The sequence below is a fragment of the Flavobacterium endoglycinae genome (genome assembly GCF_017352115.1).
GTDB lineage: Bacteria > Bacteroidota > Bacteroidia > Flavobacteriales > Flavobacteriaceae > Flavobacterium > Flavobacterium endoglycinae.
In genome coordinates, this window is sequence record NZ_CP071448.1 from 5,480,078 (window position 1) to 5,506,839 (window position 26,762).

Genomic DNA, 26,762 nt, shown 5'->3' on the forward strand with positions numbered 1-26,762 from the left:
CGGCTATAAACTGCTTAAAAGAATTTTTTATTTGAAAATATGCTGCGAGAAAAGATACAGGTTGTTGGCCCATTCTACATCATCGTGCGCATTGCTATCTACATGCCACACATGAGGCACTTGATTGGTCTTTAAGCAACTATGAATGCGCTGGCTCACATTAAAAAGCCAGTCTTTATTGCCACAAGAAACCCACAATACTTTAAGATCTTTTCTTGCTGCTTTTACGTCAGGCACAAGTTTAAGAGTAGAAAGTCCTCCCACTTCATTTGTATTAGGTGCTGAAGAAAAGCCTCCAACAAAAGCAAAAGTATCAATATGAGAAAGGCCAATATTCAGAGATTGCCCTCCTCCCATAGATAAACCTGCTAAAGCTCGCTGCTCTCGATTGCGGTATACTGCATAATTTGCTTCAATATACGGAATGATATCCTTCAGAAGATCTTTCTCAAAAGATACTCCATAACTTTTATATCCAATTTCTTTCTCTTTCTCTTGGTCTGGAGTTGGATTTTCAACAGTGATGCTTGAGTTGCAGTTGGGAAAAACCACCAGCATTGGTTTGATTTTTCCGTCACGGATTAAATTATCTATAACATCCTGCGCACGAATCCAGTCAGTCCATTGTCCTTTATCTGAATTAAGTCCATGGAGCAGATAAAGCACTGGGTATTTTTTATCAGATGCATAACCTGCAGGGGTGTAGACTGTCATTTCGCGACGTGTGCCCAATGTTTTAGAATTGTACTGAACCACTGTCAGTTTTCCCGAAGCCAATTCTGCATGCTTGTCCCTAAATCCTTGTGGCGGATCTGGAAATGCTGGTTTGTCGTCGGTATTAAATACTATGGGCTGTAGGTTTAATTTTTTATCCGTAGTATTCTCTGTTTGGGAGTGTACTATAGACCAACAGACCAAAGCTAACATCGTAATTAATCTCGTTTTATTTTTCATAATCCATCCATTTATTTATTCTGCTTTACCAGGCTGATAGGTAAAACTATCAAAATCAGCAAATGCTTTGGTATTTTTGTTTTGCGATGTAGCATATAGTCCAACATACACGCCTGTAAAACCTCCATTGGTCTCAGAACTTAGGTACCAAATATTGATTTTATCTAAAAACTTAAATTCTTTTCCATCCAAAGAATAGTAGAAGCTATAAAAATCCTTATTGCCTTCCACTTTCAAATAAATCTTATCTGCAGGAATTTCCACTTCAGATGCGGTATGGTTCAGTATGCCCATTTTATAACGCAACACTAATTTGTTTTTGCCTTTTTCTGTTTTTTTCAAAAAAAGGTCGTAATGCGCCTGACTGGAGTAGTAGATAGTCATACCCGCTTCATCTCCATCTTTTGCATTATTTAATGACATCACGGTGGAAGCTGAAAAATCAATATGTTCCTGTCTGCGTCCTACAAAGGTTGGCGAATCGTTGTCGTCTAAAGATACTGAAGTGGCTTTTAATCGCAATGAACCTTTCTTTTCGCTAAGTGAATATTGCTGTAGGAAAGGATTTCTGAGATAATTCCAATCGGTTCCGAGCTTTATTTCATCAAAATTAGTAGAATAATCATGAGGTTTTACTGCTTGTACCGGTAAAGTAGGCACATTCATATCTATATTAACCGTGCCATTGCCATTTATTACGGGCCAAGCATTTGCATCCCATCTTACAGGAGCTAAAAATGTTTCTCGACCTAACACATGGTGCAACAAACTCTGCGGACGGAAGCCTAGAAAGACAATCCACCAAGAACCATCATGTGCCTGAATAAAATCGCCATGTCCTGTGCCTTGAATCGGATTGCTCTGAGCAATTTCGTTAATATGCGTCAAAATCGGATTGGCAGGATTGGATTCGTAAGGTCCGTAAATGTTCCTGCTTCGCGCTATGGTTATTTTATGGCCATATTCTGTTCCTCCTTCTGAAATAAGCAGATAATACAAACCGTCTTTTTTATAAATGTGCGGCGCTTCAGGATAGCGTCCTCCTGTTCCATTCCACACCGTTTGTCCTTTGGTGAGTTTTTTTCCTGTTTTAATATCAATTTCGCAGATCGTAATGCCATTCTGATTCGATACAAAATATGATTTGCCATCCTCAAAATATAAAGAAGGATCTATACCGCCTTGATCGACAAAAACGGGTTCTGACCATTCTCCTGCAGGATTATCGGTATGCACATAAAAATTTCCTCCGCCCGATACATTGGTCGTAACCATATAAAAACGCCCTTCATGATAACGGATTGTTGGAGCATAAATTCCAGCCGAAGGAGCACATTTGTCTAATTTGAGCTGAGAAGCACGCGTAAGACAATGCCCAATTTTAGTCCAATTGATTAAATCTTTACTGTGAAAAACGGGAACTCCCGGAAAGTACTCAAAGCTAGAAGTCACCAAATAATAGTCATCTCCAACCCTGCAAACACTCGGATCGGGATGAAATCCTGAAATAACCGGATTTTTGTATCCTTGCGCATTCAAGAAATGGCAGCACCCAACTATACTGATTAAAAGGATAATTATTCTTTTCATAATGCAAATTATTGCAATGCTTTATTTTAAATTAAAATCTGCCACTCCTCTAATATCAGCAGCCGAAGCTCCAATCATTATTCTGAATTTGCCTGGTTCTGCAATCCATTCTTTTTTAGTGTCATCGTAATAAGAAAGATCTTCTTTTGTTAAAGTAAAACGCACTATTTTTCCTTCTCCCGGCTCAAGCGAAATTTTTTCAAATCCTTTTAATTCTTTAGTTGGACGAGGCAGGCTTGACGTTTCGTCATTAATATAAAGCTGTACAACTTCTTTTCCTGCCACTTTTCCTGTGTTTTTTACGGAAACTGTTACCTCTAAAGAGTCAGCAGCTGTAATCGTTTTTGAAGAAACAGCTGGCTTTCCGTACTGGAATGTAGTGTAGCTCAATCCATATCCGAAAGGAAAAAGCACAGGAATTTTTTTAGTATCATACCAACGGTATCCTACTAAGATGTCTTCTTTATAATAGACATTTTTTCCATCACCTGGATAACAAAGTTGATCAAAAGCATGTGCTCCAACATCTTCCAATTTTTTAGGAAATGAAATCGGAAGTTTTCCTGACGGGTTTGCTTCGCCAGAAATAATATCAGCCAAAGCATTTCCTGCTTCCGAGCCCAAATACCATCCTTGTACAACGGCTTTTGCTTTGTTAAGCCAAGGCATTAAAATCGCATTTCCGCTTAATAGAACAACCGCAACATTATTGTTTACTTTCTGTATTTCTTCAATCAGCTTGTCTTGACCAAACGGCAGACTCAACGATTTACGGTCTCCGCTTTCACAATCTTGAAAATAATTTTTATTCAACCCTCCAACAAAGAGCACTATATCTGCATGGCGGGCAGTTTCAATTGCTGCGTTTTGCAAAGAATCAACGTTTAATTTAGAGGGTTCTTCGGCGCCATAAAGCGGTCTTCCCGAAGCATATCCCATACTGTAAACAATATTATTTTCGCCGTATTTATTCTTTAATCCCTGTAAAGGAGAAATTTCGTAAGCTGCTTTCAATGACGTAGAACCGCCACCAACAATCAGACTTTTCACGGCATTTTCACCTATAATCGCAATTTTTTTATATCTGCCTTCTGGAATAGGTAAAAATTGTTTCTCATTTTTAAGCAATACGATTCCTTCTTGTGCTATTTTTCGAGCTGCATCGCTATGTTCTGGCGAAACAAAACGGCCATAAGGACGATTCGCACTCATCGTAGTGCGGAAAATCATTCGTAGAATTCGGCTTGCTTTATCGTCAAGTTTCGACATTTCGTATTTACCCGATTTAATTACTTTCAGAAAAGGATCGGCTAAATAATAACTCGAAAAAGGAAAATGCCCTTGCGTAGTCAATCCGTTTGTATAAGTGCCCATTTCAATATCAAGTCCGCCATTGACCGCTTCATCAGTATTGTGCACACCTCCCCAATCACTAACTACCACACCATCAAATTTCCAGTCAGTTTTTAAGATTTGGTTGAGTAAAATATCGTTATGGCAGCAGTGCACGCCCCATATTTTGTTATAAGCTCCCATGATAGACCATACGTTTCCTTCCTGAACTGCAGCTTTGAAAGCCGGAAGATAAATCTCGTGCAAGGCGCGATCGCTTACGTTGACATTAATTTCACCACGGGCAATTTCCTGATTGTTCAGGGCGAAATGTTTTACGCACGCCGCGACACCATTAGACTGCACGCCTTGCACATACGGAACTACCAATCGCGAAGCCAAAAAAGGATCTTCGCCCATGTATTCGAAATTTCGCCCATTAAGTGGCGTACGGTAAATATTAACGCCAGGCCCTAACAGCATGGTTTTGTTTCGGTATCGGGCTTCTTCGCCAATAGATGTGCCGTAAAGCTTTGCTATCTTTGGGTTGAATGTTGCCGCAAGACACGTTAAAGCAGGAAAAGCAGTGCAGGAGTCATTTGTCCATTGTGCCGAGTTCCATTCATCCCACAATTTTTCATCGCTCACTCCGTGCGATCCGTCTGATGACCATACATCTGGTATGCCTAAACGCGGAACTCCTTTAGAACTGAACTTTGACTGTGCATGGCAAAGTGCCACTTTTTCTTCTACTGTCATTCGCGATAAGGCATCCTTTACACGAACTTCTATTGACTGGCTTTCATCTAAATAAAGAGCAGATTGCGCCCATCCAAAAAATGGCGAGAGGAAAAAATATAGTAATAGTAAAACAGTGATATATCTTTTTTTCATTATAGTATACTTTCTAATTCATTATTAGGTTACGGAACAATATTTGCCCCAATGGCAAAAGAACAATTCCGAGAAATTTTAACTACTTTTCAGGATTAATTATAATTGCAAAACCGCCTCCAGGTGCCATTTGCACTTTCAATTTGCTGGCATTGGTCACTTCAATTATTTCGCGTTTGTAATCTGTTGGGTCTTTTTCAGCATTCAATCCGTCTTTAAAAATTTCTGCTGTAAAGGTTCCTTTTTCAAGGAAAGATAAATCGAATTCTATTTCTCTAGCCGACCAATTGGTTAGTCCCCCTACAAACCACGTATTACCTTTTTTTCTAGCAATGGCAGCGTATTCGCTCACTTTTCCATCCAGCGCCACAGTTTCATCAAAAGTGGTTGGAATTTGAGATATAAATGTGGTGCTTTCCTGCTCTTTCATGTAAGCTGTTGGGCTATCTGCCATCATTTGCAGCGGTGCTTCATAAAGAACATACATTCCCAGCTGATGACATCTTGTACCTTGGCTCATAGGAAGTGAATTGCTTGGGCGAAAATCTGCTTTTGTCGCATTACGCATAGCTCCAGGCGTATAGTCCATAGGGCCAGCCAGCATTCTTATAAAAGGTATACTCGCTTCATAATGCGGCATGTCATCATGTGGTGTCCATTTGGCATTTTCCAATCCTTTAACGCCTTCAAAATTCACAATATTAGGATACGTTCTTTGAATACCCGTTGGCTTATACATTCCATGATAGTCAATAAGAAGTTTATAAGAAGTTGCTTTTTTGGCAATATTATAAAGAGAATTTACCATTTTCTGATCGTCGCGGTCTATGAAATCTATTTTAAAGCCTTTTACTCCCATATTCGAATACTTGGTAAACGCATCATCTAAAACCTGATTTATAGCATACCATGAAGCCCAAAGAATGATTCCAACATTTTTTTGTTTCCCGTATTCGATAAGTTCTTTAATGTCCATAGCTGGCGAAATCTTCAAGATATCGGTTTCTTCGCTCCATCCCTCGTCTATGACCACATATTCAATATTATTTTTAGAAGCAAAATCGATATAATATTTATAAGTCTGCGTATTGATTCCTGCCTTAAAATCTACTTTCGATATATTCCAGTCATTCCACCAGTCCCAAGCCACTTTACCGGGTTTGATCCAGCTCATATCGGAAATTTGTGAAGGCGAAGAAAGTTTTTGAACCATATCATTATTCAAAAGTTCGCTGTCTTTCTCACTTATAATGATTGCCCTCCAAGGAAAACTTCTGCTGCCGTTTGTTTCTGCAATGTAGTTTTCTCTCTCAGACACCATGTAGTTCATTTTATTATAGCCTCCTAAGCGCTCCTTTTTTGGATAATGGGCAAATATTCCCTTTAGCCCATATTGTGCCTCATTATTGCGAGTTAAAAACATACCCGGATAATCTTGGAGTTCAGCCTCAACAATAGCTGCTTTTTTTCCATTTCCTAAATCAACAAGAAGCGGAGAAATAGCCAAGGTATCTTTGACAAATTTAGAAAGCGGAATTTCATCATAAAGCGCTTCAAAAGCAGAAGTGTACATGTCTTTTTCTCTTAAATCGCGAACATAGGGCACAAAAGCTTTATGATCTTGGCTAAAGTTAAAACTGGCTTCTTCAGATACAATGGTAATTTTTTTATTCTTATTTGTGAAAAAACGATATGCTACACCATCATTATAGGCTCTTAGTATCAAACCAAAATTCCCTTTAAAATTCACAATCAGCTGATTGTACTGGTCCACAACCGTTTTCTTTTTATAAACAGGCGTTTCGAAAGTAGTGTTTGAAGCCGAATTTTTAGTGCTTGCAATTTTAGCATTGTTTCCTAAAACCTCTCCGTTGCTCAATGTTAATGAAATAGCAGAAGGAGCAATGACTTCTGTATCTTTATGTTTTACAGACCATCTGATTTTTGCGCCGTTTTCTAAATTCAACTCAATATTTCCGTTGGGAGATTTGAGGTGAAGCACTTGCGACCATCCGCTTACTGATAAAAATATAAAAATCATTGCCTGTAATAAATTCCTGTTCATTTGATGTGTGGTTATTCTAGTTAGTAAATACATGTTTTTTGGTACGCTTTGAAAAAACTTAAAAACGTTCGCGTAAGCGTTATCTCTTTTGAAAAACTGTTTTTGACATCTCGCTGCACTACTTCATATTGGTGCTTTTGAATTATAGTTTCAAAGTTTTTTCAACGGGCAAATTTGACAAGAAAAAATAGCTAACTACGGTACGCTTTGTATTAAAAAGGGGCAATAATTGTTGTAATCATCAATATTTTAGACAATATAAAGATGAATTGATATGGTTTTCCAAAAAGATCTGCTTCCAAAAAACAGATAGTGGCTGAAAAATTAAATATAGGTTCTTGTCCGTTGGGTGTAATTGCTCCAAATTTAATTTTAACACATAGAAACATAGATTCAGAAAGCTTAAAAAAGGTGTTTCACTAGTTGCACATAGTAGCAATGTGAAAGAAATAAAATTCTCTTTTGGAGATTTTAAAAAATATACAATCTATGTTTCTATGGGTTTAGAACAATTACACCAAACGGGTTACGTTCTTTTAATTGATCAAGCCTTTTGCTTTAAGCCATCTGCCGCATGCCAGACTCCAATCCGACTCTGTGCTGCCAGATTTGCCAAGTCCGTAGCCGTGACCTCCTTTTTCGTAGATATGAAGTTCGCAAGGAATTTTATTTTTCTTTAGCGCTAAAGCATATTCTATACTGTTTTCTACTGGTACAGCATCATCATTCATGGAATGCACTAAAAATGCTGTCGGAGTTTCACTATTGACTTGCAGTTCATTTGAAAAATTATTAACCTGCTCGGTTGATGGTTTTTCGCCCAAAAGGTTAATTCTCGATCCCATATGTGTTATCTCTTCGCGCATGGATATTACTGGGTATATTAACAGTGAGAAATCTGGACGCGCACTAGTTGCATCTGCACTCTCATATACTTTTGCATTAAAATGCGTAGAAAGAGTAGATGCCAAATGTCCACCCGCAGAAAAACCCATAATGCCAATCTTTTTAGGATCTATTCCCCACTCTTTGGCTCTGCTTCTAACCAAACGAATGGCACGCTGTCCGTCTTGCATAGGACCAACCGATTTATCAGTCATTATAGCAGCATCTGGTAATCGGTATTTTAATACAAATGCCGTAATACCAAGACTATTAAGCCATTGTGCAACCTGTTTTCCCTCGTGCCCGATAGCCATTCCAGAATAACCTCCACCAGGACAAATAATAACGGCTGTACCTGTTGCTTTTTCTGCAGGAGCAGGATACACATCTAATCTCGGATTTGTTACACGCTGCATCCAGCTATCATCTGAATTGGTTTCTTTATAATCGGCATTAGCGATGGCTCCTGGCACTTTCTTATCCCACAGATTAATGGTTTTACTTTGTCCAAATGTTTTACCTGCTACCATAAACATAATAAGCAATGCGGTTCTAATTCCTTTTGTTTTCAAAATATCTTTCATTTTAATTATTCCAATACTTTTTACTAACTCGTTGGGTGAAATTACTTTAAATAGATAGAAATATAGCTTTGTAAACTTAAAAAAGTTTCACCCAACGGGTTTAATTTGATGTAATAGTAATGGCCTGCGGTTGTAATCCATCTCCAGAAACGGTTACTTTGATTTCTCCTTTCTGATGAGCACTTCTCACAATGACCAAAGCCCTTCCGTGCCAAGCTTTTCTTGTAAGAGATTGATAGGGTTCAAAATCCTTTAGATTCGCGTTATCGACTGCTTGGATAGTTCCAGGTCCTTCAATTTTAAAAGTAAGGCGTCCGTCTGCATTAGGATTCAAAACTCCTTCTCGATCCCTTAGTTCGACTGCAATATAAGTTAAATCTTGTCCGTCGGCTTTCATCTCTTTTCGGTCGGCTGCCAATTTAATCTGCACCGCCTCACCTGCTGTTTTCAGCGTAACGGATTCTTGTTCTTTTTCATTTGCTACACCAACCGCTCTTAAGATGCCTGATGCATAAGGCACGGTAAAAACCGCTTTAAATTCTTGCTGCTCGGCCGTCTGCTTTTCTCCTAAAAGCTGGTCATTAAGATACAGTCTAACCTTTGGATATTTGGAATACACTTCGACCTCAACATTTTTTCCAGTATATTCAGGCCATGTCCAACTTTCCCATGTAGGATATACCGACCACCATGTCTGCTTGATTTCCAGAGGTTCTGGTGCAGGTTCTCTAACTGCCATATAGAGTTTTTCTTTTTCGTTATAAAGCATGCCTCTATAATGTGCAATAGGTTTTCTCCATCCGATAAGGTCTATATCTCCGCAGTAAGCGCCATGCCATGGAAAAAAATCATTTTCCCAATGTTCTCCAGGCACTTCTCCTGAATAATAGCTGCGTCCTATTCCAGATTCTCCCAGATAATCCATGGCTGTCCATACAAAATCTCCAATGATGTAATTGTTTTTCTGTACTAATTCCCAGTTTTTAAAAGCATCTTTAGGATACGATTCTGTTTGGACTATAATTCGAGAAGGTACTCTTATATGGTCTTGCGGTGCTTTGTCTAAGTTGTAGTTGTATCCCGCAACATCATGCTGAGCCATCAAAGGATCGAATATATCCCAATTTTTACCGCCATTAACAATAGCCGATGTTATCGGACGACTTGTATCGATTTTCTTTATTTCTTCAGAAAGCATTTTGGCCGTATTCACTGCATCGGGATCTTCTCTTTCAGGTATTTCATTTCCAATGCTCCACATAAAAATACTGGGATGATTGCGGTCGCGCAGCACCATCGCCTGTAAATCTCGTTTCCACCAGACATTAAAATAATTTGAATAATCATATTTATTTTTCCCAACTTTCCAGCAGTCAAAAGATTCATCCATAACCAGCAAACCTAATCGGTCGCAAGCATCTAAAAAGGCTTCTGAAGGTGGATTATGAGAGGTTCTTACAGCGTTGAATCCGCTGGCTTTTAAAAGCTCTACTTTACGCTGTTCTGCCCGGTCAAAAGCAACGGCACCCAAAGAGCCATTGTCGTGATGCACGCATCCTCCGTTGAGCTTAATTGTTTTTCCGTTGAGCTGAAATCCGTTTTCTGCCGTAAATGCGAGGGAGCGAATGCCAAAATTGGTCGTGTTCTCGTCTAACCTTTCCTTTTGTTTCGAAACCTGTACTAAAGCTTTATATAAGGAAGGCTGTTGCGGACTCCAAAGTGCTGGATTGCTTACTTTAATAAGCTGGGTCACTATTTTTTCGCTCTTTGGAGAAAGCGTTACTTTTGTTTCACGATGCCCTGCAGTATTGGAATTCGGATTTTGGATTAATGCTGTAACGGTAATTTCCTGTAACGATTCGGTTTCATTTATCAGTTTTGTTTCCACACGAACTGTTGCTTTTTTGGAAGAAATCTCGAAAGTGCTGATTCCTGTTCCCCATTGCGCTATATGAACTGGGTTGGTCTGAATTAGCCAGACATGTCGGTAGATTCCTGATCCGCTATACCAACGGCTGTTCATCTGCTGTGAATTGTCTACACGCACAGCAATCACATTCTGTTCTCCATATTTGAGATACGGAGAAAGATCGTAGCTGAAAGAAGAATATCCGTAAGGATAAACCCCAAGCGATTTACCATTAATAAACACTTCGGAATTCATATAAACCCCTTCAAAATAAATCGCTGTTTTTTTGGTCTTCCAATTATCTGGCACTGTAAAAGTCTTTCGGTACCAAGCCACTCCAGCTGGAAAATATCCTCCTCCTGCGCCAGTAGTGTTTTTTGGATGAACTTTACCTTCGATACTCCAATCATGAGGCAGATCTAGCTTTCGCCAATCTTTATCATTAAAATTATCAGATGAGGCTTGAGCTGCTTCCCCCAAGAAAAATCTCCAATCATCGTCAAAAAGCTGTTTTCTCTTTACGTTTTCCTGTGCATAAAGAGATAAAAAATTTAGAAGCAGCAGGCATAAAAACAGCATGCTTTTCTTTAAATAGTGTATATGATGCAGAATTGAATTATTCATTTTTGTTATTTGATTTTATGCTGTTCTAAAATAATACAGACAGGATGTTACTGCTTTTGAAGGTATTCTAAAGTAAATCCAAACTCATAGGGCTTACTGCCAGAATTGGTATATTTTTCCATAGTTTTTGCTCCCCAAGAATCATCACCTCCAACACCATGAATATTTAGATCAATATTAAGGTTGATAAAATCGCGTCTGGCTAGCTGATAATCGTGTCTGGCATTTTCCAAATCATCTTCTGTATAAGGCCAAGCGCGGAAATTCAACGGCTGTAATCCCGTTACTTTGATACTGTTTCCGTTTGGAGATTCAAGCAAAAACCAACGTACATCGCTGCGGTTTGCATTATCTTGCGGAGCTGGATAAGGAACAATAAAATGTTCTAGCTCTTTGTGATATGCCCCTAACAAAGAAGCCGTTTTTCGGTCTGGATAATTCTCGTAAGGACCTCGGCCATACCAGTCTACAGCATTATAATTTTTAGGAATGCGAAGTCTCATTCCAAATTTAGGAATTTGTCCGATAGTATCGTTTAATGGCGTATAAAAAGCTTTTGTGCCTAATTTTCCATTTCCGTTTAGCTGATATTCTAATGTATAATTGGCTCCAATGCGAGGAAAGTTAATATCAAACTTTATCGTAGCAATGGTGTCTTGTCTGGTTACAGAAACTTTTTTAACCACTCTATCGGCTGTCGCGTTTTTCCATTTTGAAAATTCTTTTGCATAACCGCTCTGCTTCTGGTTATCGTTTGGCGTTTTCCAGAAATAAGGCTCTAGAGGTCCTACTAAAATCTCCTGATCTTTAATCTTCCAACTTGTTAAGTCACCATTGGTTTTATTGAAAACAAAATTCATGTCATCCGTTTTTAGCTCAATAATAGCAGGTGTTTCCTTTACTTTTACAGTCTTTGCTCCAGAAATGTCTTTTTTCCACCCATAAGGTTTTACTATAAACTGCTCGCGGGCGATGCAATAGCCTGTTTCTGCCCAAAGTGCAGCTTCTTTAAGCCTTACATAAATATTGAGGCAGATTTCAGAATAAGCTTTCTGTTCGTTCTGAAGATATGGGAGATCAATAACAGCAGAAGCGCCTGGCATAACAGAACCTATGTTCAGAATACTTCTCTGCAAAGATTTTCCTTCGCAAACATATTCATATTCAATATCAAAATTTTGAAGCGGCAGAAAATCAAAACGATTCGTGACTTTAATGCTTGTTTTCTTTTCATCCTGCATTTGGAAAACAACAGGCTGATAGACTTTCTGCACCTCATAATAATGGGGATATGGTTTTCGATCAGAAGAAACCAGTCCTCTCATGACAAAATTGCCATCGTTGGGCTTGTCGCCAAAATCTCCACCATACGCCCAAAATTCGCTATCTTTTAAAGTATAATCATCAGGGTGCTGGGTAAGTTTAAACGGAGAGCCATCTTTCGCTTTTGGCAGTCCGTGTTCGTCCCATTCCCAGATTGCGGCACCGCATAGGCTTGGATCTGCATAAATTACATCCCAGTATTCCTGCAAATTACCGCCTGAATTTCCCATAACATGCGCATACTCGCGCATAATTACAGGTTTGTCTTTTATCTTTTCGCCCAATTTCTTAAAATCCTCAGGATGCAAATAACTATCATCATAGAGATCTGATATTTCCCTGTGGGTATCCGAAAAAACGAGACGTGTCTTATCTAGTTTGCGAATGGTATCTGCCATTGCTTTCATATTTTCTCCTTTACCGCCTTCATTGCCAAGAGACCAAATGATCACGCACGCATGATTTTTGTCTCTTCCAACAAGCGAAACGGCACGTTCTATATGAGTGTTTTTCCAGAGCGGATCTTCGCCCAGCTCTTTATTGCCAAGACCGTAAGCATGAGATTCCTGATTTGCCTCGTCCATTACATAAAAACCGTATTTGTCGCAAAGTTCATAAAACAGTGGATCATCAGGATAATGGCTGGTGCGTATCATATTGATATTAGCTTGTTTCATCAGCTCCATATCACGTACCATAAATTGGCGGCTGATATATTTTCCGGTACGCGGATGCATTTCATGGCGGTTAATACCTTTCAATTTCACTGCTTTGCCATTGATGTAAAATACGTCTGCACGCACTTCGATGCTTCGAACGCCAAAATAGCATTCGGCTCTGTCTACAATCTCATTTTTTTTATTTTTAAGCTGCAGAACAAGCTTGTACAAATCAGGTGTTTCTGCTGACCAAAGTTTCGGATTATCTAATGTGGTGCTCAACGTAAAAATTCCTTTATCGGATAATGAAACCGGTACTTTTGCCTGAAACTGCTTCTCTATATAATCTCCTGATTTTGAATATCCGATTATAGCAACCTCAACTTTCAAGCCCGAAGTATTCTCTGTGTGTCTGTTATCCAAACGAACATCGATGGCAACTTCTGCTTTTGAATATGATTGGTCTGGAATTGCCTTTACAAAATAGTCTCCAATAAAAGTCTTAGGTCTTGCAATCAGATCAACATCTCTGAATATCCCGCCCAAACGCCAGATATCCTGATCTTCCATATAACTGCCATCGCAGTATTTGTAAACTTCTACGGCCAGTTTATTGTCTCCTTTTTCGATATATGGCGTAATGTCAAACTCGGCAGGCGACATAGAATTTTCACTGTAGCCTACTTTATGTCCATTGACCCAAAGATACATTGCCGACTGGACTCCTCCGAAATTAATGAATATCTGTTTATTACTCCAGTTCTCGGGAATCTTGAAGCTAGTTGTATAACTGCCAACGGGATTTCTTTCCTTAAAAGTTATAAAACTCTCATCGGGTTCGCCGCTTACTCTTGGAATATCTCTTTTAAAGGGATAGGCCACATTGGTGTAAATAGGGGTTCCAAATCCTTGCAATTCCCAACTGGCAGGCACTAAAATAGTAGTCCAGGCATCAGTAGAAAAATCTTTGCGGTAAAAATCAGCTGGTCGAGACTGCGGATTGGCCGACCAGTTAAATTTCCACATCCCGTTAAGAGACAAAAGCATTGGATTATTTTTTTTCTCTTCGGCAAGAAAACCGTATGCATGTGGTTTTTCCTTATTGATGCCATTAACAGCTGGATTCTCCCAGTCATTTACCTGCTGGGCATCTATAAGATTAACCGCAAAAAACACGGCAATGAGAAAGATTTTTTTTATCATATCGATGAGTTTGAACGATTGCCTATTAGCGCTATCTGTTCCCTAGTGGCTGATAATTTAATACTAATTACTTTTGGCAGCATTTGCATACTGTACCTTATAGACTACTGCTATATTATTTGGAATAAATTTTGGCTTTTCTATCACCAGCGAATTATTATCTTGTTTCCATGTTACCTTTTCAGTGCTTCCTAGCAGTTTAATGCTTTTTATCTTTCTGTTTTCTTTTGATTTTCCTAGAGATTTTACCACAACATCTTCTGAAGGCACTCCCATTACTGAAACATAAAGCAGGTTGTTTTTTTGGTTGAAACGAATGTCTTTATGCGATAAACTGGTTTTGCCTTCGTTAAAACCTGCATCTTTTATCGGATTGCTTGTGTCTGCAACTGGTCCTTCGCCAAAAACTTTCCAAGGACGAGTATCAAAAATACTTTCTTTGTTTACCGCCATCCATTTGGCTATATCTTCGAGAATTACGATTTCTTTATCATCAATAGAACCATCTCCGCGTACGGGTATGTTTAGCAATAGGTTTCCGTTTTTGCTGACAATATCAATAAGCATCTGAATAACTGTTTTAGCTGATTTATATCCATTTCCATCATAAATTGCCCTGCTGTAATGCCAATCGCCAATACAGGTACAAGTCTGCCAAGCTTCGTTTTGAATCTGGTCAGGCACTCCTCTTTCTACATCCCAAACCATACATTTTTTCTGTTCTGGAGTCAGTACTTTTCCAAATAGAACTGCTTCGAGTTTATTATCATGAGCTGCCATGTTGGTATTGTAATAATGAGCCGCTATTTTCAAGCCCGCATCACTTACCGGATAAAGCGGAAGCCCTGTATCATCAAAATAAAGAAGGTCTGGCTTATAGGTATTAATTAAATCCATAGTGCGGTTATAAAAATTCTCGCAATATTCTGCAGAAGGAATAGAGGCTCCGTTATCCCAATTCCATTGCCCCCACAAAGAAGTAATGCTTTCTGCACTTCCAGCGCTTAGCGGATGGTTTTGCGCATATAACTCCTGCGGATCTAGCCCTTCCCACCAAGTACCTACACCATCTTTTTTAGTAAGTTTTCCGTCGTAAGGAATTCCAGCATAAGGTCCTTTTTTGTCTGAACGCTGTGAAGTTTCAAACCAAGTCCAAGCATGAGCCGCATGAACACTTAATCCAAATGGCAATCCTTGTTTTTTGGCCGCCGCAGCCCAGCCTGAAATAATATCTTTTTTTGGTCCAACTTTTGTAGAATTCCAAGCTTGGTATTTGCTGTTCCATAAATCCAAATTGTCATGATGGTTGGCCATGGCAAAAAAATACTGTGCTCCAACTCGTTTATATAGTGCTACAATTTTCTCAGGATCCCAGTTTTCAGCCTTCCAATCTTTAATAACCTCTTTAAATCCTGCTTTAGATGGGTGTCCATAATGCTCTACATGCCATTTGTACTGCGCTCCACCTTCATCATACATATATCGTCCATACCAATCTCCCTGCTCTGGCTGACATTGCGGTCCCCAATGCGCCCAGATTCCAAACTTAGCATTACGAAACCATTCAGGAGTTTTATACTGCTGAAGAGATTCCCAAGTTGGTTTAAATTTCCCCGCAGCAACTTTTTCAGTGTTCTCTGTAACCGGCGACTGGTATTTTTGCTGTGCCTGTAAAAAACTGGCACATAAGATACATAAAGCTGTAAATAATTGTTTTCTCTTATTCTTTTTATACATTTTGATTTTATTTTTTGTTAGCCTTGCGCTAACGTGTTTTTAAATTTTCTTTTTGGCTTTTATGGTAAAAATTATTGGCTTTCTAATTTACAGTAGAATGTGCTGATACAGGTACATAATCTTTATATCAAAGTCCTAACAGAGATTATTCTACTGTTAGGACTTCTGTCAATTTAATTTATCTTGTTTTTTTTATCATTTTAAATGATTGGAGAAGATTGCCCCCAGTTCCTTCCACTTTCACGATATACAATCCCGACTGAAGTGTGTTTCCCATTGATAACTGGCTTTGGTCTTTGACTTGCGCAGACTCCACATTTTTTCCATTCATATCAAAAATTCTCACATGTATAGGTTCGGTATAATCATTTATTTCAATTTTAAAACTGCTTGTAAATGGATTTGGAGAACAGATTACAGTAAATTTCTGCTCTTGTAAGCTTTCTGTACTAGCATCCAGCCTTAAAGTTGCACTCGATACCGCAGTTAGAGACCATTGCTGGTTATTACTTGAACTGAGACTCCACTGGTTTAAATCTGCTCCGTTAGTTGCATTTCCTAAGCCATCCAAGTAAATACCAGTAGCTTTATTTTTAAACTTGAAATAACCCGAACCAGCGTCTTCTTGTATCCATTTCTGCGCTTCACTTCCACTATAGCTCCATTGTCCTGCAATTGATGGATTTCCCGTTCTGCTCATCCCGTCTATATACAATCCTGTAGCTCTGTTTTTGATCATTACTTCGCTGCCGTTATACTCTAAAGTCCATTGCTGAGCACTGCTTCCACTATAGTTCCATTGTCCTGCGTTACTTCCATTTGTGGTTCTGCTCATTCCGTCTATTAGCAGTCCAGTGCTTCTATTTGAAATGGTGTAATAAGCTGCAGTTTCAGCAAGATCGTCACCATAAACAAGACCTCTTCCAACAGTACTCATATAAACACGTCCGTAGATATTCATATCTCCCATTACGAAGTTTCCGTTTCCTGTACCTCCATACTCATGCGCATCATCGTTAACGCGAGTCCAATTGCTGCCTTGATCTACAGAACGGAAAACTCCCGTAACTCCGCTTACAGTACCCCAGATATAAATAGTTGGATAAGAAGCGCCAGCCTTCGCTTTACCAATTCCGACTGCTGAAGCGTAACTTACAGCTGTTGAAGGTGTGGTAAAACTAGTTCCGCCATCAACTGACCTTATTAGTCCTCCAGAATTCTTAGCAATCCACAAATGCCCAGCATACCCAGGAACTGTTCTAATCAGGCTAGATCCCCAAGCTCCAACATTAGAAACCGTATTGAAAGAAGCTCCTCCGTCTGTACTTACCTTTAAATCTCCATTACTTCCGTTGTAGGCATAAAATTTATTGTTCGTAACAGCATCAGATACGGCAACCGTATTGAAATTAATTCCTGTTACGGTTGTCCAGCTAGCTCCATTATTGGTAGAACGGTACATAGCACTGGAAGATTCTGGAACATGTAGAATAGTTGTGCCGTCATACGAAAGTGCCACCGTTCCGCGTGGTCCTGCTAAGGCTGCAGTTGTTTTTATCCAATCAGTTCCTTGATTGTTGGAATAGTACATATACTCTCCAAGTCTTACAATTTTATTGGTATTTCCTGATGCATAGGCCAGTCCAGATGTGGTTCCCATTGCAGGTTTATATTGTGGTGCATATACCGAAACATCAGTATGTTTAAATCCGTCATAATCTCCAATAACACTCATTAAAGGTCCGCCAGGAATGCTTATTAAGCCTAGTGGAACGCTCTCTTCAAGGCCAATAGCATCAAACTTCCACGAGGTTTTTGATGCATTAAGATCATCACAGGTAAAAATACCGTTTCCAGATATTACGCTGGCCTTATTGGTATTAAACGGATTAAACTTGATGTCCCCAGTCCAGTGAATGGATGCTGAAGATCCTGAAATCCAAGTACAGCCATTGTCTAAGACATTGATTCCCGAATTTCCAACCAGATCTCTCCATGATGCACCACCATCTGTACTTAAAAAGAAACGATCTGCATAAATTATATTGCCTTGTGCATTGGTATACTGCGCCATATAAGTATTCATTGATGAGGCAATCAAACGCTGCGAATTGGAAGGGTCAACATCGATCCCGCCAAAAGGTCCCGAAAAGGATGATGGTGTAATATTCGTTAAAGTACCCGTAGCAGAAAGTTTCCAAATCTGTCCTGAAGAAGGATTCCAAGGCCCTTCTTTATCAGCATAAGTGATTAATAAAGCTCTATTGGAATCTAATACTGCTCGCTGAGGCATATAATTTACTGTTGCTCCCGAAACGGCGTTCCAAGTATTTCCAGCATCTGTACTTTTGTAGAGATTAGACGCCCCAGTTCTGGAAACACCAACATAAATAGTCTGAGTGTTGCCTCCAGAAACCGATGCAGAGTCAAAAATCACAAAACAGATTCCGTTGTCATTTGCTGTAGTTGTAACTGGAAATGACGATACTTTCGACCAAGTCGAACCGCCATTAGTACTTTTAAACAATCCGTCACGTCTGCTTCCGCAGAAAAGCACATTAGAATTGTTGGGATCTACCGCCAATCGCTCGCCATTAGATCTTCCCATACCATTTCCATGCGCCTTAAATTGTGAGGTTACTATAGTTTCAGTAAAATTGGCCCCTCTGTCGGTTGATTTTAAAATGGCTGTTTTCTGACCATTAAAATAATCGGTTCCAACCAGCATATAGACAACATTATTATTCTGAGGGTCAATTGCTAGCGATTCTACGCCCTGATAACCCAGCTGGTCTACACTGGTCCAATCCAATAAGGGTATCCATCTGTTGGTAGATGCATCCCATCGATAAGCTCCTCCCACATCTGTACGGGCATATTTTAAATTGGCATCTGTTTTACTTGGAATAATACCGGTAACAAAACCAGCCCCTCCAATCTGAACATTTTTCCAAACGCTCTGGGCTTGGGAAACGAAAACTGTTAAAATCAATACACATAATAAGTAAGCTTTTTTCATCTTGATTTGTTTTTTAAAAGTTTAAATTATTATCATCCTTACAATCTATTCTCACCCGAACCAATGCTTCAAAATTCTTAACATTTTAGTACTGATAAGAGCTGCCGCACCAGAAATGCGGCAGTATACTTCATAATGTAAAAGCAAAAAATTGCTTTTTTTCAGGAATAGCCAATAAATGCCTAATCCTGAAAAAACTTTGAAAGGCGGTTATCTTAAAATTTTAGTTAGCCCCTGCTTTAATAGCATCTATCGTACGTTGATCTTTTACAGTAAAATTACTCCTGCCTATAGCTACTCCTGTATCCCACCAAAAAGGTTTAATACCGCGCGCTAATGCTTCTTTGGTTGTAAAATTTATCCAGTAGTCTACCGAGGCGTTATGCATAGCCAAATCTTTGGGAAGATAAGCAGGATCACTACGTCTGTAAGCCCCATACTCTCCCATTATAACCGGTATTCCTTTATCAATAAATTTAGTTTTCATCTTGTTGTAATCAGCAATTATCTCGTCCTCTTCTCCGTATGTAGCATTACGGTCAGGTTCAATGGTCGAATGATGGCCTTTACCCCAGTAGTAAATCAATTTACCCCAGCTCTCATCTTTATTCCCGATACAAAATTGTGATGGTGTGTAGTTATGCACCTCAACCATGAGGCGATTTGGCACCTGATCTGTAGGAAGCGTGTTCATCAGGTCAAATGTCAATCCAGGATTTGTTTGAGGACCTTGAACGATAAGAACGCGGTGACTGTTTTTTCCACCCGTAGAGCGAACAGCTGTAACAAACGTTTGGTGGTACGATGCTAATACTGCCATCTCCTCAGCATTCCTGGCATCTGGTTCGTTAGCGCTGGCAAACATCAGGTGCTCGTCAAAATCACGCATTGCGGTAGCGATTTGCTCCCATAATGCTTTTTGTTTAGCATTGACAGCCTCCTGCTTTGCTTTAGTGATGTTTTTTTCTAGCCATCCACCGTCCCAGTGAATATTAAGCATAACATATATATCGTTATTCACACAATAACCTACGACCTCTTTTACCCTTTTGATCCAATTCTGATCAAGATGTGCGGTAGCTTCGTTGTCAAGATGAAAATTCCAGGCGCAAGGTATACGAATGGCAGAGAAACCTAATTGCTTTACAGCTTTTACATATTCCTCTGTGATCACTGGACTACCCCAACCGGTTTCGCCACCCGGTGCTTCAAATGTATTTCCAATGTTCCATCCCAGTTTAAATTTGGCAGCCAATTCAACCGCTGTGCTCATCCCTACAGCATCTGCTGGCTTTGGAGATAAATTATAACCTGGATACATATTGGCAGTCTGTGTCACTGTAATTCTTCTCGCCTGTCCGTTGTCTGCTGTAACAGTCAGCACGACGGAACGGCTGACACCGCTGTTGTTGGCAGAGGCAGTAAATACGGTCTTTTCTGTACCTTGAGCCCCGCTTAATTTACTTAACTGCAGCCAAGTTGAGGCCAAATTTGTTATAGTCCATTTACTGTTTGCCTCAATTGCAATTGGTTCAGATGTACCTCCTTCAGGCATAAAAGAAACCGTTTCTGTCGAAACTGTCAAATACGGATCTTCATCTGTACTTTTAGAACAGCTAAATGAGGATCCGCTGATCATAAAAAGTAACAACAGCAGATGTAAAATATTTTTTTTCATTTTAATTGTTTTTAAGGATTATGATTTAAACTGCGGAAATTACCTCTTGGCAAAATTTCCGCAGTTCAGAATCTTTATTTTACTAATTAGTGCTAGCTTTAGGTTTATCAAGGATCTTTACTACCCTGATATTATCAACTGCTGCTCGGAATTCTCCAGGCGCTGGAGTTGAGGCATCATTAATAATAAAAAAGTTAATGCCGCCTGTGCCAGAACCGCCAACCAATTCGGTTAAGCTTGCTGCTGAATCGCCCGTTCCATCTTTATTGTCCTTTTTAGTTCGGAACTCTGTTAAAGGAATCGTTACCGTAGTCCATTTACCTTCTGTAGTAACACCTTTACCTCCAGTAGTTTTCCAAGGTTCGTATCTTGCCAAATAGGTCCAGTTATAATCCTTTACAATAAAAATAGAACTGCCTTTCCAAGTTCCCGCAATGTTAATTTCAAATTTTAAGGCAAACTGGCTAAGGTCTAATGTTAAATCGTTAGGCTGAATCCAATGCTGAGCCTGCTCAATATTAATGCAGCGTCCATTCTCCCACCAAGAACCATTTCCTGCACTTAACGCTCCGGGATTTAAAATAGGATATACGCCTTTGTTTCCTAGAAAATCTGGATCATTGTCACTTGTTGAAGTTCCCCAAGCTATGCTGCCAATGGTATCGAAATTGCAAATCATACCTGTGGTAAGATCATTAACGTTAAATAAGGTGGCGATTTCTCCTGATGCGGTAGTAATTTTTAAAGGACCGCTGACTGTTGTATCAGGCATTATAAAACTAATTGAAGTTCCGTCATCTGAACCTGTAAATTCCTCCACCGACACACCTGCAAAAATGAGTTCGCTGATCTGAAACAGATTTGCTCCATACACAACTACCTCTTCTCCCGCGAGCGCATTTTCATTAGAAATACGATTCAGAGCAGGAGTTCCAGCCACTATATCAATATCAAAAACCACTTTCCCTTTTGGGGTGACAAGCTCGATGGTGTTTAAATCATTTTCAGCAACAGATGGAAATGGAATCACGGCTGGCACTTGTACAACTGCGTAGTTATCGGCAAACAAACCTCCGTTAAAATCGACTGCTATACCATTGAAGGCAATCTTTACGGCATCTTTTAAATGAGACCCTTTTAATACAACCCACTGCCCAGGAACCAGTTTATTAACTAATGTGTCATTTGGAGCCGCTGCATAATTACGTACCTCAGTAATAACAGGTCCAGAACCAGAATCGTCCTCATTATTGCAGGATACTAATAGTACCGTAACCAACATCATGCTTGCAAAAATCAGGCGATTAAAACTATTATCTATTATTTTTTTCATAACTGTCATTATTTATAGTATGGAACTGACGGTTCATTTAATTTAGGATTCACCACCACTTCTGACGATGGAAGCTGCAGGGTAAAAGTGGCAGATGTAGCAGGAGATATGGTTCCAATAGGATCATTTGGCGTTGCTGTTTTTGAATCCTTGTTATAGTCAAACAATACTCTCTGCTGATTGCTTAAGAGTGTTACTGCTTTTTGCGGGTTATAATAGGAGAGTCTCACTAAATCATACCAATATTGACCTTCGCAGGCCAATTCTACTCTTCTTTCGTTCAGGATGATATCTTCAGTAAGGGCCGTAAGAGGATCCATCCCAGCCCGAATTCTTACTTTATTAAAATATAGCAGGGCATCGGCATCACTTGTCGAAGCGTTATTTCCAAGAACTGCTTCGGCATAGACCAAATAGACGTCGGCAAGCCTCAACAGAGCATTATGTTCAATAGATCCCAGATAAGACATCGCAGGAGAATTATTATCAGCTTCATTACCAATGATGTGTTTTTTCATTCCCGGAGACGTTGCAGTATAGCCACCCCCAGCTGCATTAAGTTCAGGGTAATGGTCACCTGGCAGCATAAAACTTGCTTTTCTGCGGATCGAATCTTGCTCTGCGTATGCTAAATACAAATCGTAACTAACACCAGGAGAACCCCAAGCGCCCCCTTTTTGAGGATTTATATCATTGCTCGGAGAGTAGGTCAGCAAATGGTTTCCTTGCATCCACTCAGTAGTGGCAGACCACTGCAGCGCGAAAAGCGATTCCTGATTATCATTAAATTTGGTTTTAAAAAGATCTCCATAATTAGGAAGCAGGCTTAGTCCGCTGTTTTCAATAACATCTTTTGCATAGGATTTGGCCAGATTCAAATATTCCTGGTTACGGCTTCCTCCTGTCTCACCTACACCTGCTCTGGTCAGGCATACCTTGCTTAACATTCCCTTAGCCGACCATGATGTAACCCGTCCTGGCTGATCGGTTTTAGGCAGGTTTTCTGCTGCAAAAGTCAAATCTTCGATTACAAATCTGTACACATCCTCTATTTTATTTTTATTGACTAGAGGTGATTTTATCAGTTTGGTATTATCTTCTATAATTGGCACCTCACCCCAAAGCATTGCCAAATGATAATAGGCCATAGCACGTATAAATCTTGCTTCTGCCACAGCCCCATTTTTATCTGCTGCCGATACTGTTGATGGTGTTTTATCGTTAATAGCATTAATAGTTGCATTGCAATGTGCCACTATAATGTAAAGTGCTGTCCAGCCGGTTGTTAATCGTGCATTAGATCCAGAAAGGGTAAAAGTATTGAGCTGCACAAGATCAGAACCCTGATATTGAAGAATAAGATTACCGCTTAAAATATCTCCTAAAGGCAGATATGCAGTATTATTCCATTGTGCCCATATTTTGCCGCCATATAATGCCGCTGTAGCTAAACGAAGTTCTTCCTTGGTCTGGTAAAAGTTCTCTGTGCTTATTTCAGACTGTGATGGACGGTCAAGAAAATCGTCCTGACATCCGACAAGCACCGCTGAAACAAGCAGGCTTAAAATGATATTTCTATAAGTTGCTCCCATATTAGTGTTTTTTTTCATTTTTAATTAGTTAATCCTAGATTAATTCCAAATGTAAACGTGCGGGACTGTGGATAAAAGCCATTATCAATTCCTGCCTGCAAAGGATTCCATGACCCGACTTCAGGATCCATACCTCTATAACTTGTGATTAGAAAAGGATTGCTTACATTCACATAAAGCCTAAGTGAACTCATACATATTTTTTTAATGAGTTCAACAGGAAAAGAATAGCCTAAAGTCATATTCTTGCACCTCAAAAACGAGCCATTCTCTACATATCGGTCAGAAAAACGATTATTTCTGTTACTGTCATTGTTTTTGAGCCCCACTATAGTAGTCTGTGGATTGGTTACATACACATTATTAACATCTGAAGGTGAACCATTAGGATCAATCAGAGCTAAAACAGCATGGTCTTTTAAGGATTTTAAATAACCATTATTAGTTAGTGGATTATCGCCATTGATTCTCATACCGTTTACAACTTCACTACCAAGATTGGCACTAAAGAAAATATTCAAATCAAATCCTTTATAGGTAAAAGTATTTCCCAGACCAAACTGAAAATCAGGAATTGGCGATCCTAAAAATGTCTGATCTTTTTCAGTAATCACACCATCACCGTTAAGGTCCTTAAATTTAAGATCCCCATACCATACTCCTCCCGAATTAGGGGTAATTGGCAGTAACGTACCATCTGTATTAGTTGGCAGAGCATGGTTTTTAAAATCTTCTGCTGTCGCGAATACACCATCTACTTTATAACCGTAGAACGACCCTATTGAACCGCCCACAACAGTTCTGGACACAACATCACCTCCTAAATAACCTGGAAGAAAAGCACCGTCTGTGTTTAATTTCAGGACTTTGTTTTTATTATGGGATAACGTAAAATCAGAAGACCAGGTAAAATCTGTTCGCACTATATTTCTTGAGTTCAGATGAAGATCTATACCTGTATTGCGAACTGCTCCAATATTTACATAAGGTGCATTGATGGCACCAGGCGAATACCCCACAATGGTTCCTGAATACAATGGAAGAGGAATCTGCATGAGCAGCCCGTCGGTCATGCGGTTGTAAACATCAACCGATAAATTGAGCCTCCATCCAAACAGCGCTGCATCAATTCCAATATTGCCGTATTTTGTTTTTTCCCATTCAACCGCAGGATTTGCAATATTGGTTGTCATTTGTGCGTTACCAGATAATCCTGTTGATACAGATTCTAAGGTTGACAAATAGGCATTGTTTCTCACATTTTGATTATTAGTAAGACCATATCCTGTCCTTAACTTCAATTCGTTAATGGTTTTTGAACCTTTGAGAAACTTCTCGTTGTTTAATTTCCATGCAAATGCTCCAGAGTATGTAGTTACCCATCGGTTATCTGGTGCAAATTTGGAAGAGCCGTCAGCACGTACATTGGCAGTAAAAAGATATTTGTCATTATAGATAAGATTTAAACGTCCAAAATAGGATTCCTGCGCACTGTCTCCTCTAGTTCCTCCATTGGTAGCTGTAGTAAGATCACCGCTTCCTATATTGGTAACATTATTGGAAATAAAATTTCTTCTTCCCGCTGAAACATTTTCAAACTGTGTGAGCTGTGCTTCATGCCCAGCCAAAACATTAAAATTATACTTCTTGATAACTTTTGAATAGGTAAGAAAACTTCTGAATGTTGTAAAATAATCTTGGCTGTAAGAATAAGAGGCCTCATTTGTAAGCTTTTCAGCAAGTCCAAATTTATAAGTGGGACTAAACCTGTCTTCTGTCTTATATAAAAAATTACCTGACAGCTCATTTCGGAAAGATAGGTCTTTTGTAAAGGCTATATCGGCATAAAAATTAGCAAAAAGCTGATTTCTCTTTGGGTTATTTTTATTAATGAGTGCCAGCGCATATGGATTTACACGTTTTGCAATCCATCCTTCACTGCTTTCTTCACCAGCAAAACTTCCGTCAGCATTTCTAACCGGGATATCTGGTGTCTGGCTCAATGCCTCCTGAATAACATTTGATCCTGTAGAATTCACATTCTCATCAATGTGCGTAAGCTGTAAGCTGGTACCTATTTTCAGCCAGCTGGTTGTTTTATTGTCTAGGTTTAGTCTTACTGATGTTCTGGCAAACTCTGAACCTAAAGCTATTCCCTCTTGGTTAAAATACGAACCTGAAAGCAGATATTGGGTCTTTTCATTGCCTCCGCTTAAAGTAAGTACATGATTTTTGACTGGAGCCCTGCGGAACAATTCCTTCTGCCAGTTGGTACCCTGCCCCAGATAATTTGGATTGGCAAACTCAGGTCTGTCATCGAATCCCCAGACAGCGGCTCTCTGATTTATAAAAGTAGCATACTCCCTTAAATCCATGGTAGGATACTGCTTAATAAGTTCCTGATATCCTGTTGAAAATTCATATGTTATTTTAGGAGCCCCTTCCCTGCCTCTTTTTGTAGTGATTACAATTACACCATTTGTGGCTTGTGAACCATAAATTGCTGTTGCCGAGGCATCCTTTAAAACATCAACTGATTCAATATCTGAGGGGCTTATAGTAGCTAATGGATTTGTTCCATTTCCCCCATCAAAATTCTGACCAATGATTACCCCGTCAATTACGTAAAGAGGTGAGCTGCTTCCAAATGAAGACATACCGCGTATCTGTATGTTTACACCTCCTCCAGGCTGCCCTGAGGTCTGCTGTACTACTACACCGGCAACTTTACCCTGGAGTGCCTGGTCAAAAGTAACAGGCTGTGTCCTGCGAAGCTCATCTCCGCTGATAGATGAAATGGATCCTGTAAGATCTTTTCGTTTCGCTTTTCCATATCCGATTACTACAACTTCGTTTAATGCTTTTAAATCCTCTATCAATTGGACTGTAAGCTGCTGATCAGTAATTTTTACTTCCTGCTTGACAAAACCCAGATAGCTAAAGACAATCGTTTCACCGATTCTGGCAGTGACAGTAAAACCTCCATCAGTATCTGATGTCGTTTTTTGATCTGTTCCCTTAAGGTGGACATTAACACCAAAAAGAGGCTGGCCGTCCGTTTGGGAAGTAACAATGCCCATAATTTTAAGGGGGGCAGAATTTTGGGCTTGTATCAGCCCGGCATAAAATAGCATCGCTATAATAATGCCTGTATTAAAAAGACTGTAAATGTGCTTTTTAATGCATCGCATTCCTTTTTTTTCATTCATAATTTGGTTAGGTTAGGTATTAGTTAATAAGCTGGTTTGTCTATTAGAAAAAACTTAAAGCCAGGGAACAAATTAACAATAAAGACTTGCCAAACTACGGATCTATTTGTATCAGAAAAAGGGTCAAATTGTAATCATAACAGAACTTATGATAAAAAAAAGCGAGTATTTA

General features: G+C 39.4%; 13 protein-coding genes. All 13 read right to left on the reverse strand.

Annotated features, from left to right (window positions below):
• Nucleotides 1–27: 27 nt before the first annotated feature.
• The 13 genes from J0383_RS23560 to J0383_RS23620 all read right to left on the reverse strand — a co-directional run bounded on the left by J0383_RS23560 (nt 28) and on the right by J0383_RS23620 (nt 26,590).
• Nucleotides 28–954 (reverse strand): alpha/beta hydrolase, encoded by a 927-nt coding sequence (locus tag J0383_RS23560; RefSeq protein ID WP_207296394.1) that lies wholly within the window; start codon nt 952–954, stop codon nt 28–30.
• 15 nt (nt 955–969) lie between these two features.
• Nucleotides 970–2,544: a glycoside hydrolase family 43 protein gene (locus J0383_RS23565; RefSeq protein WP_207296395.1), complete on the reverse strand. Its 1,575-nt coding sequence runs from the start codon at nt 2,542–2,544 to the stop codon at nt 970–972.
• A gap of 21 nt (nt 2,545–2,565) precedes the next feature.
• Nucleotides 2,566–4,770, reverse strand: a complete 2,205-nt coding sequence (locus J0383_RS23570; protein WP_207296396.1) for a glycoside hydrolase family 3 C-terminal domain-containing protein — start codon at nt 4,768–4,770, stop codon at nt 2,566–2,568.
• 82 nt (nt 4,771–4,852) lie between these two features.
• A complete protein-coding gene (locus J0383_RS23575) occupies nt 4,853–6,868 on the reverse strand; it encodes a glycoside hydrolase family 97 protein (protein ID WP_239023193.1) in 2,016 nt (671 codons plus the stop codon).
• Nucleotides 6,869–7,371: 503 nt separating this feature from the next.
• A complete protein-coding gene (locus J0383_RS23580) occupies nt 7,372–8,304 on the reverse strand; it encodes an alpha/beta hydrolase (protein ID WP_239023194.1) in 933 nt (310 codons plus the stop codon).
• Nucleotides 8,305–8,404: 100 nt separating this feature from the next.
• Entirely contained in the window at nt 8,405–10,837 is a 2,433-nt protein-coding gene (locus tag J0383_RS23585; RefSeq protein ID WP_207296397.1) for a sugar-binding domain-containing protein, read from the reverse strand.
• Between the two features lie 47 nt (nt 10,838–10,884).
• Nucleotides 10,885–14,022: a glycoside hydrolase family 2 TIM barrel-domain containing protein gene (locus tag J0383_RS23590; protein ID WP_207296398.1), complete on the reverse strand. Its 3,138-nt coding sequence runs from the start codon at nt 14,020–14,022 to the stop codon at nt 10,885–10,887.
• Between the two features lie 63 nt (nt 14,023–14,085).
• Nucleotides 14,086–15,759, reverse strand: coding sequence for an alpha-L-fucosidase (locus J0383_RS23595; protein WP_207296399.1), 1,674 nt, complete (start codon nt 15,757–15,759; stop codon nt 14,086–14,088).
• Between the two features lie 178 nt (nt 15,760–15,937).
• Complete coding sequence (locus J0383_RS23600; protein ID WP_207296400.1) at nt 15,938–18,778, reverse strand: RICIN domain-containing protein; 2,841 nt, start codon at nt 18,776–18,778, stop codon at nt 15,938–15,940.
• A gap of 223 nt (nt 18,779–19,001) precedes the next feature.
• A complete protein-coding gene (locus J0383_RS23605; protein WP_207296401.1) occupies nt 19,002–20,456 on the reverse strand; it encodes a cellulase family glycosylhydrolase in 1,455 nt (484 codons plus the stop codon).
• A gap of 82 nt (nt 20,457–20,538) precedes the next feature.
• Nucleotides 20,539–21,789, reverse strand: a complete 1,251-nt coding sequence (locus tag J0383_RS23610; protein ID WP_207296402.1) for a glycan-binding surface protein — start codon at nt 21,787–21,789, stop codon at nt 20,539–20,541.
• Between the two features lie 8 nt (nt 21,790–21,797).
• Nucleotides 21,798–23,399, reverse strand: a complete 1,602-nt coding sequence (locus tag J0383_RS23615) for a RagB/SusD family nutrient uptake outer membrane protein (RefSeq protein WP_239023195.1) — start codon at nt 23,397–23,399, stop codon at nt 21,798–21,800.
• Between the two features lie 2 nt (nt 23,400–23,401).
• Nucleotides 23,402–26,590 carry a SusC/RagA family TonB-linked outer membrane protein gene (locus J0383_RS23620; protein ID WP_239023196.1) on the reverse strand — a complete coding sequence of 1,063 codons (3,189 nt, stop codon included), beginning with the start codon at nt 26,588–26,590 and terminating at the stop codon, nt 23,402–23,404.
• Nucleotides 26,591–26,762 lie beyond the last annotated feature (172 nt).

What these genes read in the sequence shown, in the direction of transcription:
- J0383_RS23560 (WP_207296394.1), bottom strand. Translation starts at nt 954, where the DNA reads ATGAAAAATAAAACGAGATTAATTACGATGTTAGCTTTGGTCTGTTGG.
- J0383_RS23565 (WP_207296395.1), bottom strand. Translation starts at nt 2,544, where the DNA reads ATGAAAAGAATAATTATCCTTTTAATCAGTATAGTTGGGTGCTGCCAT.
- J0383_RS23570 (WP_207296396.1), bottom strand. Translation starts at nt 4,770, where the DNA reads ATGAAAAAAAGATATATCACTGTTTTACTATTACTATATTTTTTCCTC.
- J0383_RS23575 (WP_239023193.1), bottom strand. Translation starts at nt 6,868, where the DNA reads ATGTATTTACTAACTAGAATAACCACACATCAAATGAACAGGAATTTA.
- J0383_RS23580 (WP_239023194.1), bottom strand. Translation starts at nt 8,304, where the DNA reads ATGAAAGATATTTTGAAAACAAAAGGAATTAGAACCGCATTGCTTATT.
- J0383_RS23585 (WP_207296397.1), bottom strand. Translation starts at nt 10,837, where the DNA reads ATGAATAATTCAATTCTGCATCATATACACTATTTAAAGAAAAGCATG.
- J0383_RS23590 (WP_207296398.1), bottom strand. Translation starts at nt 14,022, where the DNA reads ATGATAAAAAAAATCTTTCTCATTGCCGTGTTTTTTGCGGTTAATCTT.
- J0383_RS23595 (WP_207296399.1), bottom strand. Translation starts at nt 15,759, where the DNA reads ATGTATAAAAAGAATAAGAGAAAACAATTATTTACAGCTTTATGTATC.
- J0383_RS23600 (WP_207296400.1), bottom strand. Translation starts at nt 18,778, where the DNA reads ATGAAAAAAGCTTACTTATTATGTGTATTGATTTTAACAGTTTTCGTT.
- J0383_RS23605 (WP_207296401.1), bottom strand. Translation starts at nt 20,456, where the DNA reads ATGAAAAAAAATATTTTACATCTGCTGTTGTTACTTTTTATGATCAGC.
- J0383_RS23610 (WP_207296402.1), bottom strand. Translation starts at nt 21,789, where the DNA reads ATGAAAAAAATAATAGATAATAGTTTTAATCGCCTGATTTTTGCAAGC.
- J0383_RS23615 (WP_239023195.1), bottom strand. Translation starts at nt 23,399, where the DNA reads ATGAAAAAAAACACTAATATGGGAGCAACTTATAGAAATATCATTTTA.
- J0383_RS23620 (WP_239023196.1), bottom strand. Translation starts at nt 26,590, where the DNA reads ATGAATGAAAAAAAAGGAATGCGATGCATTAAAAAGCACATTTACAGT.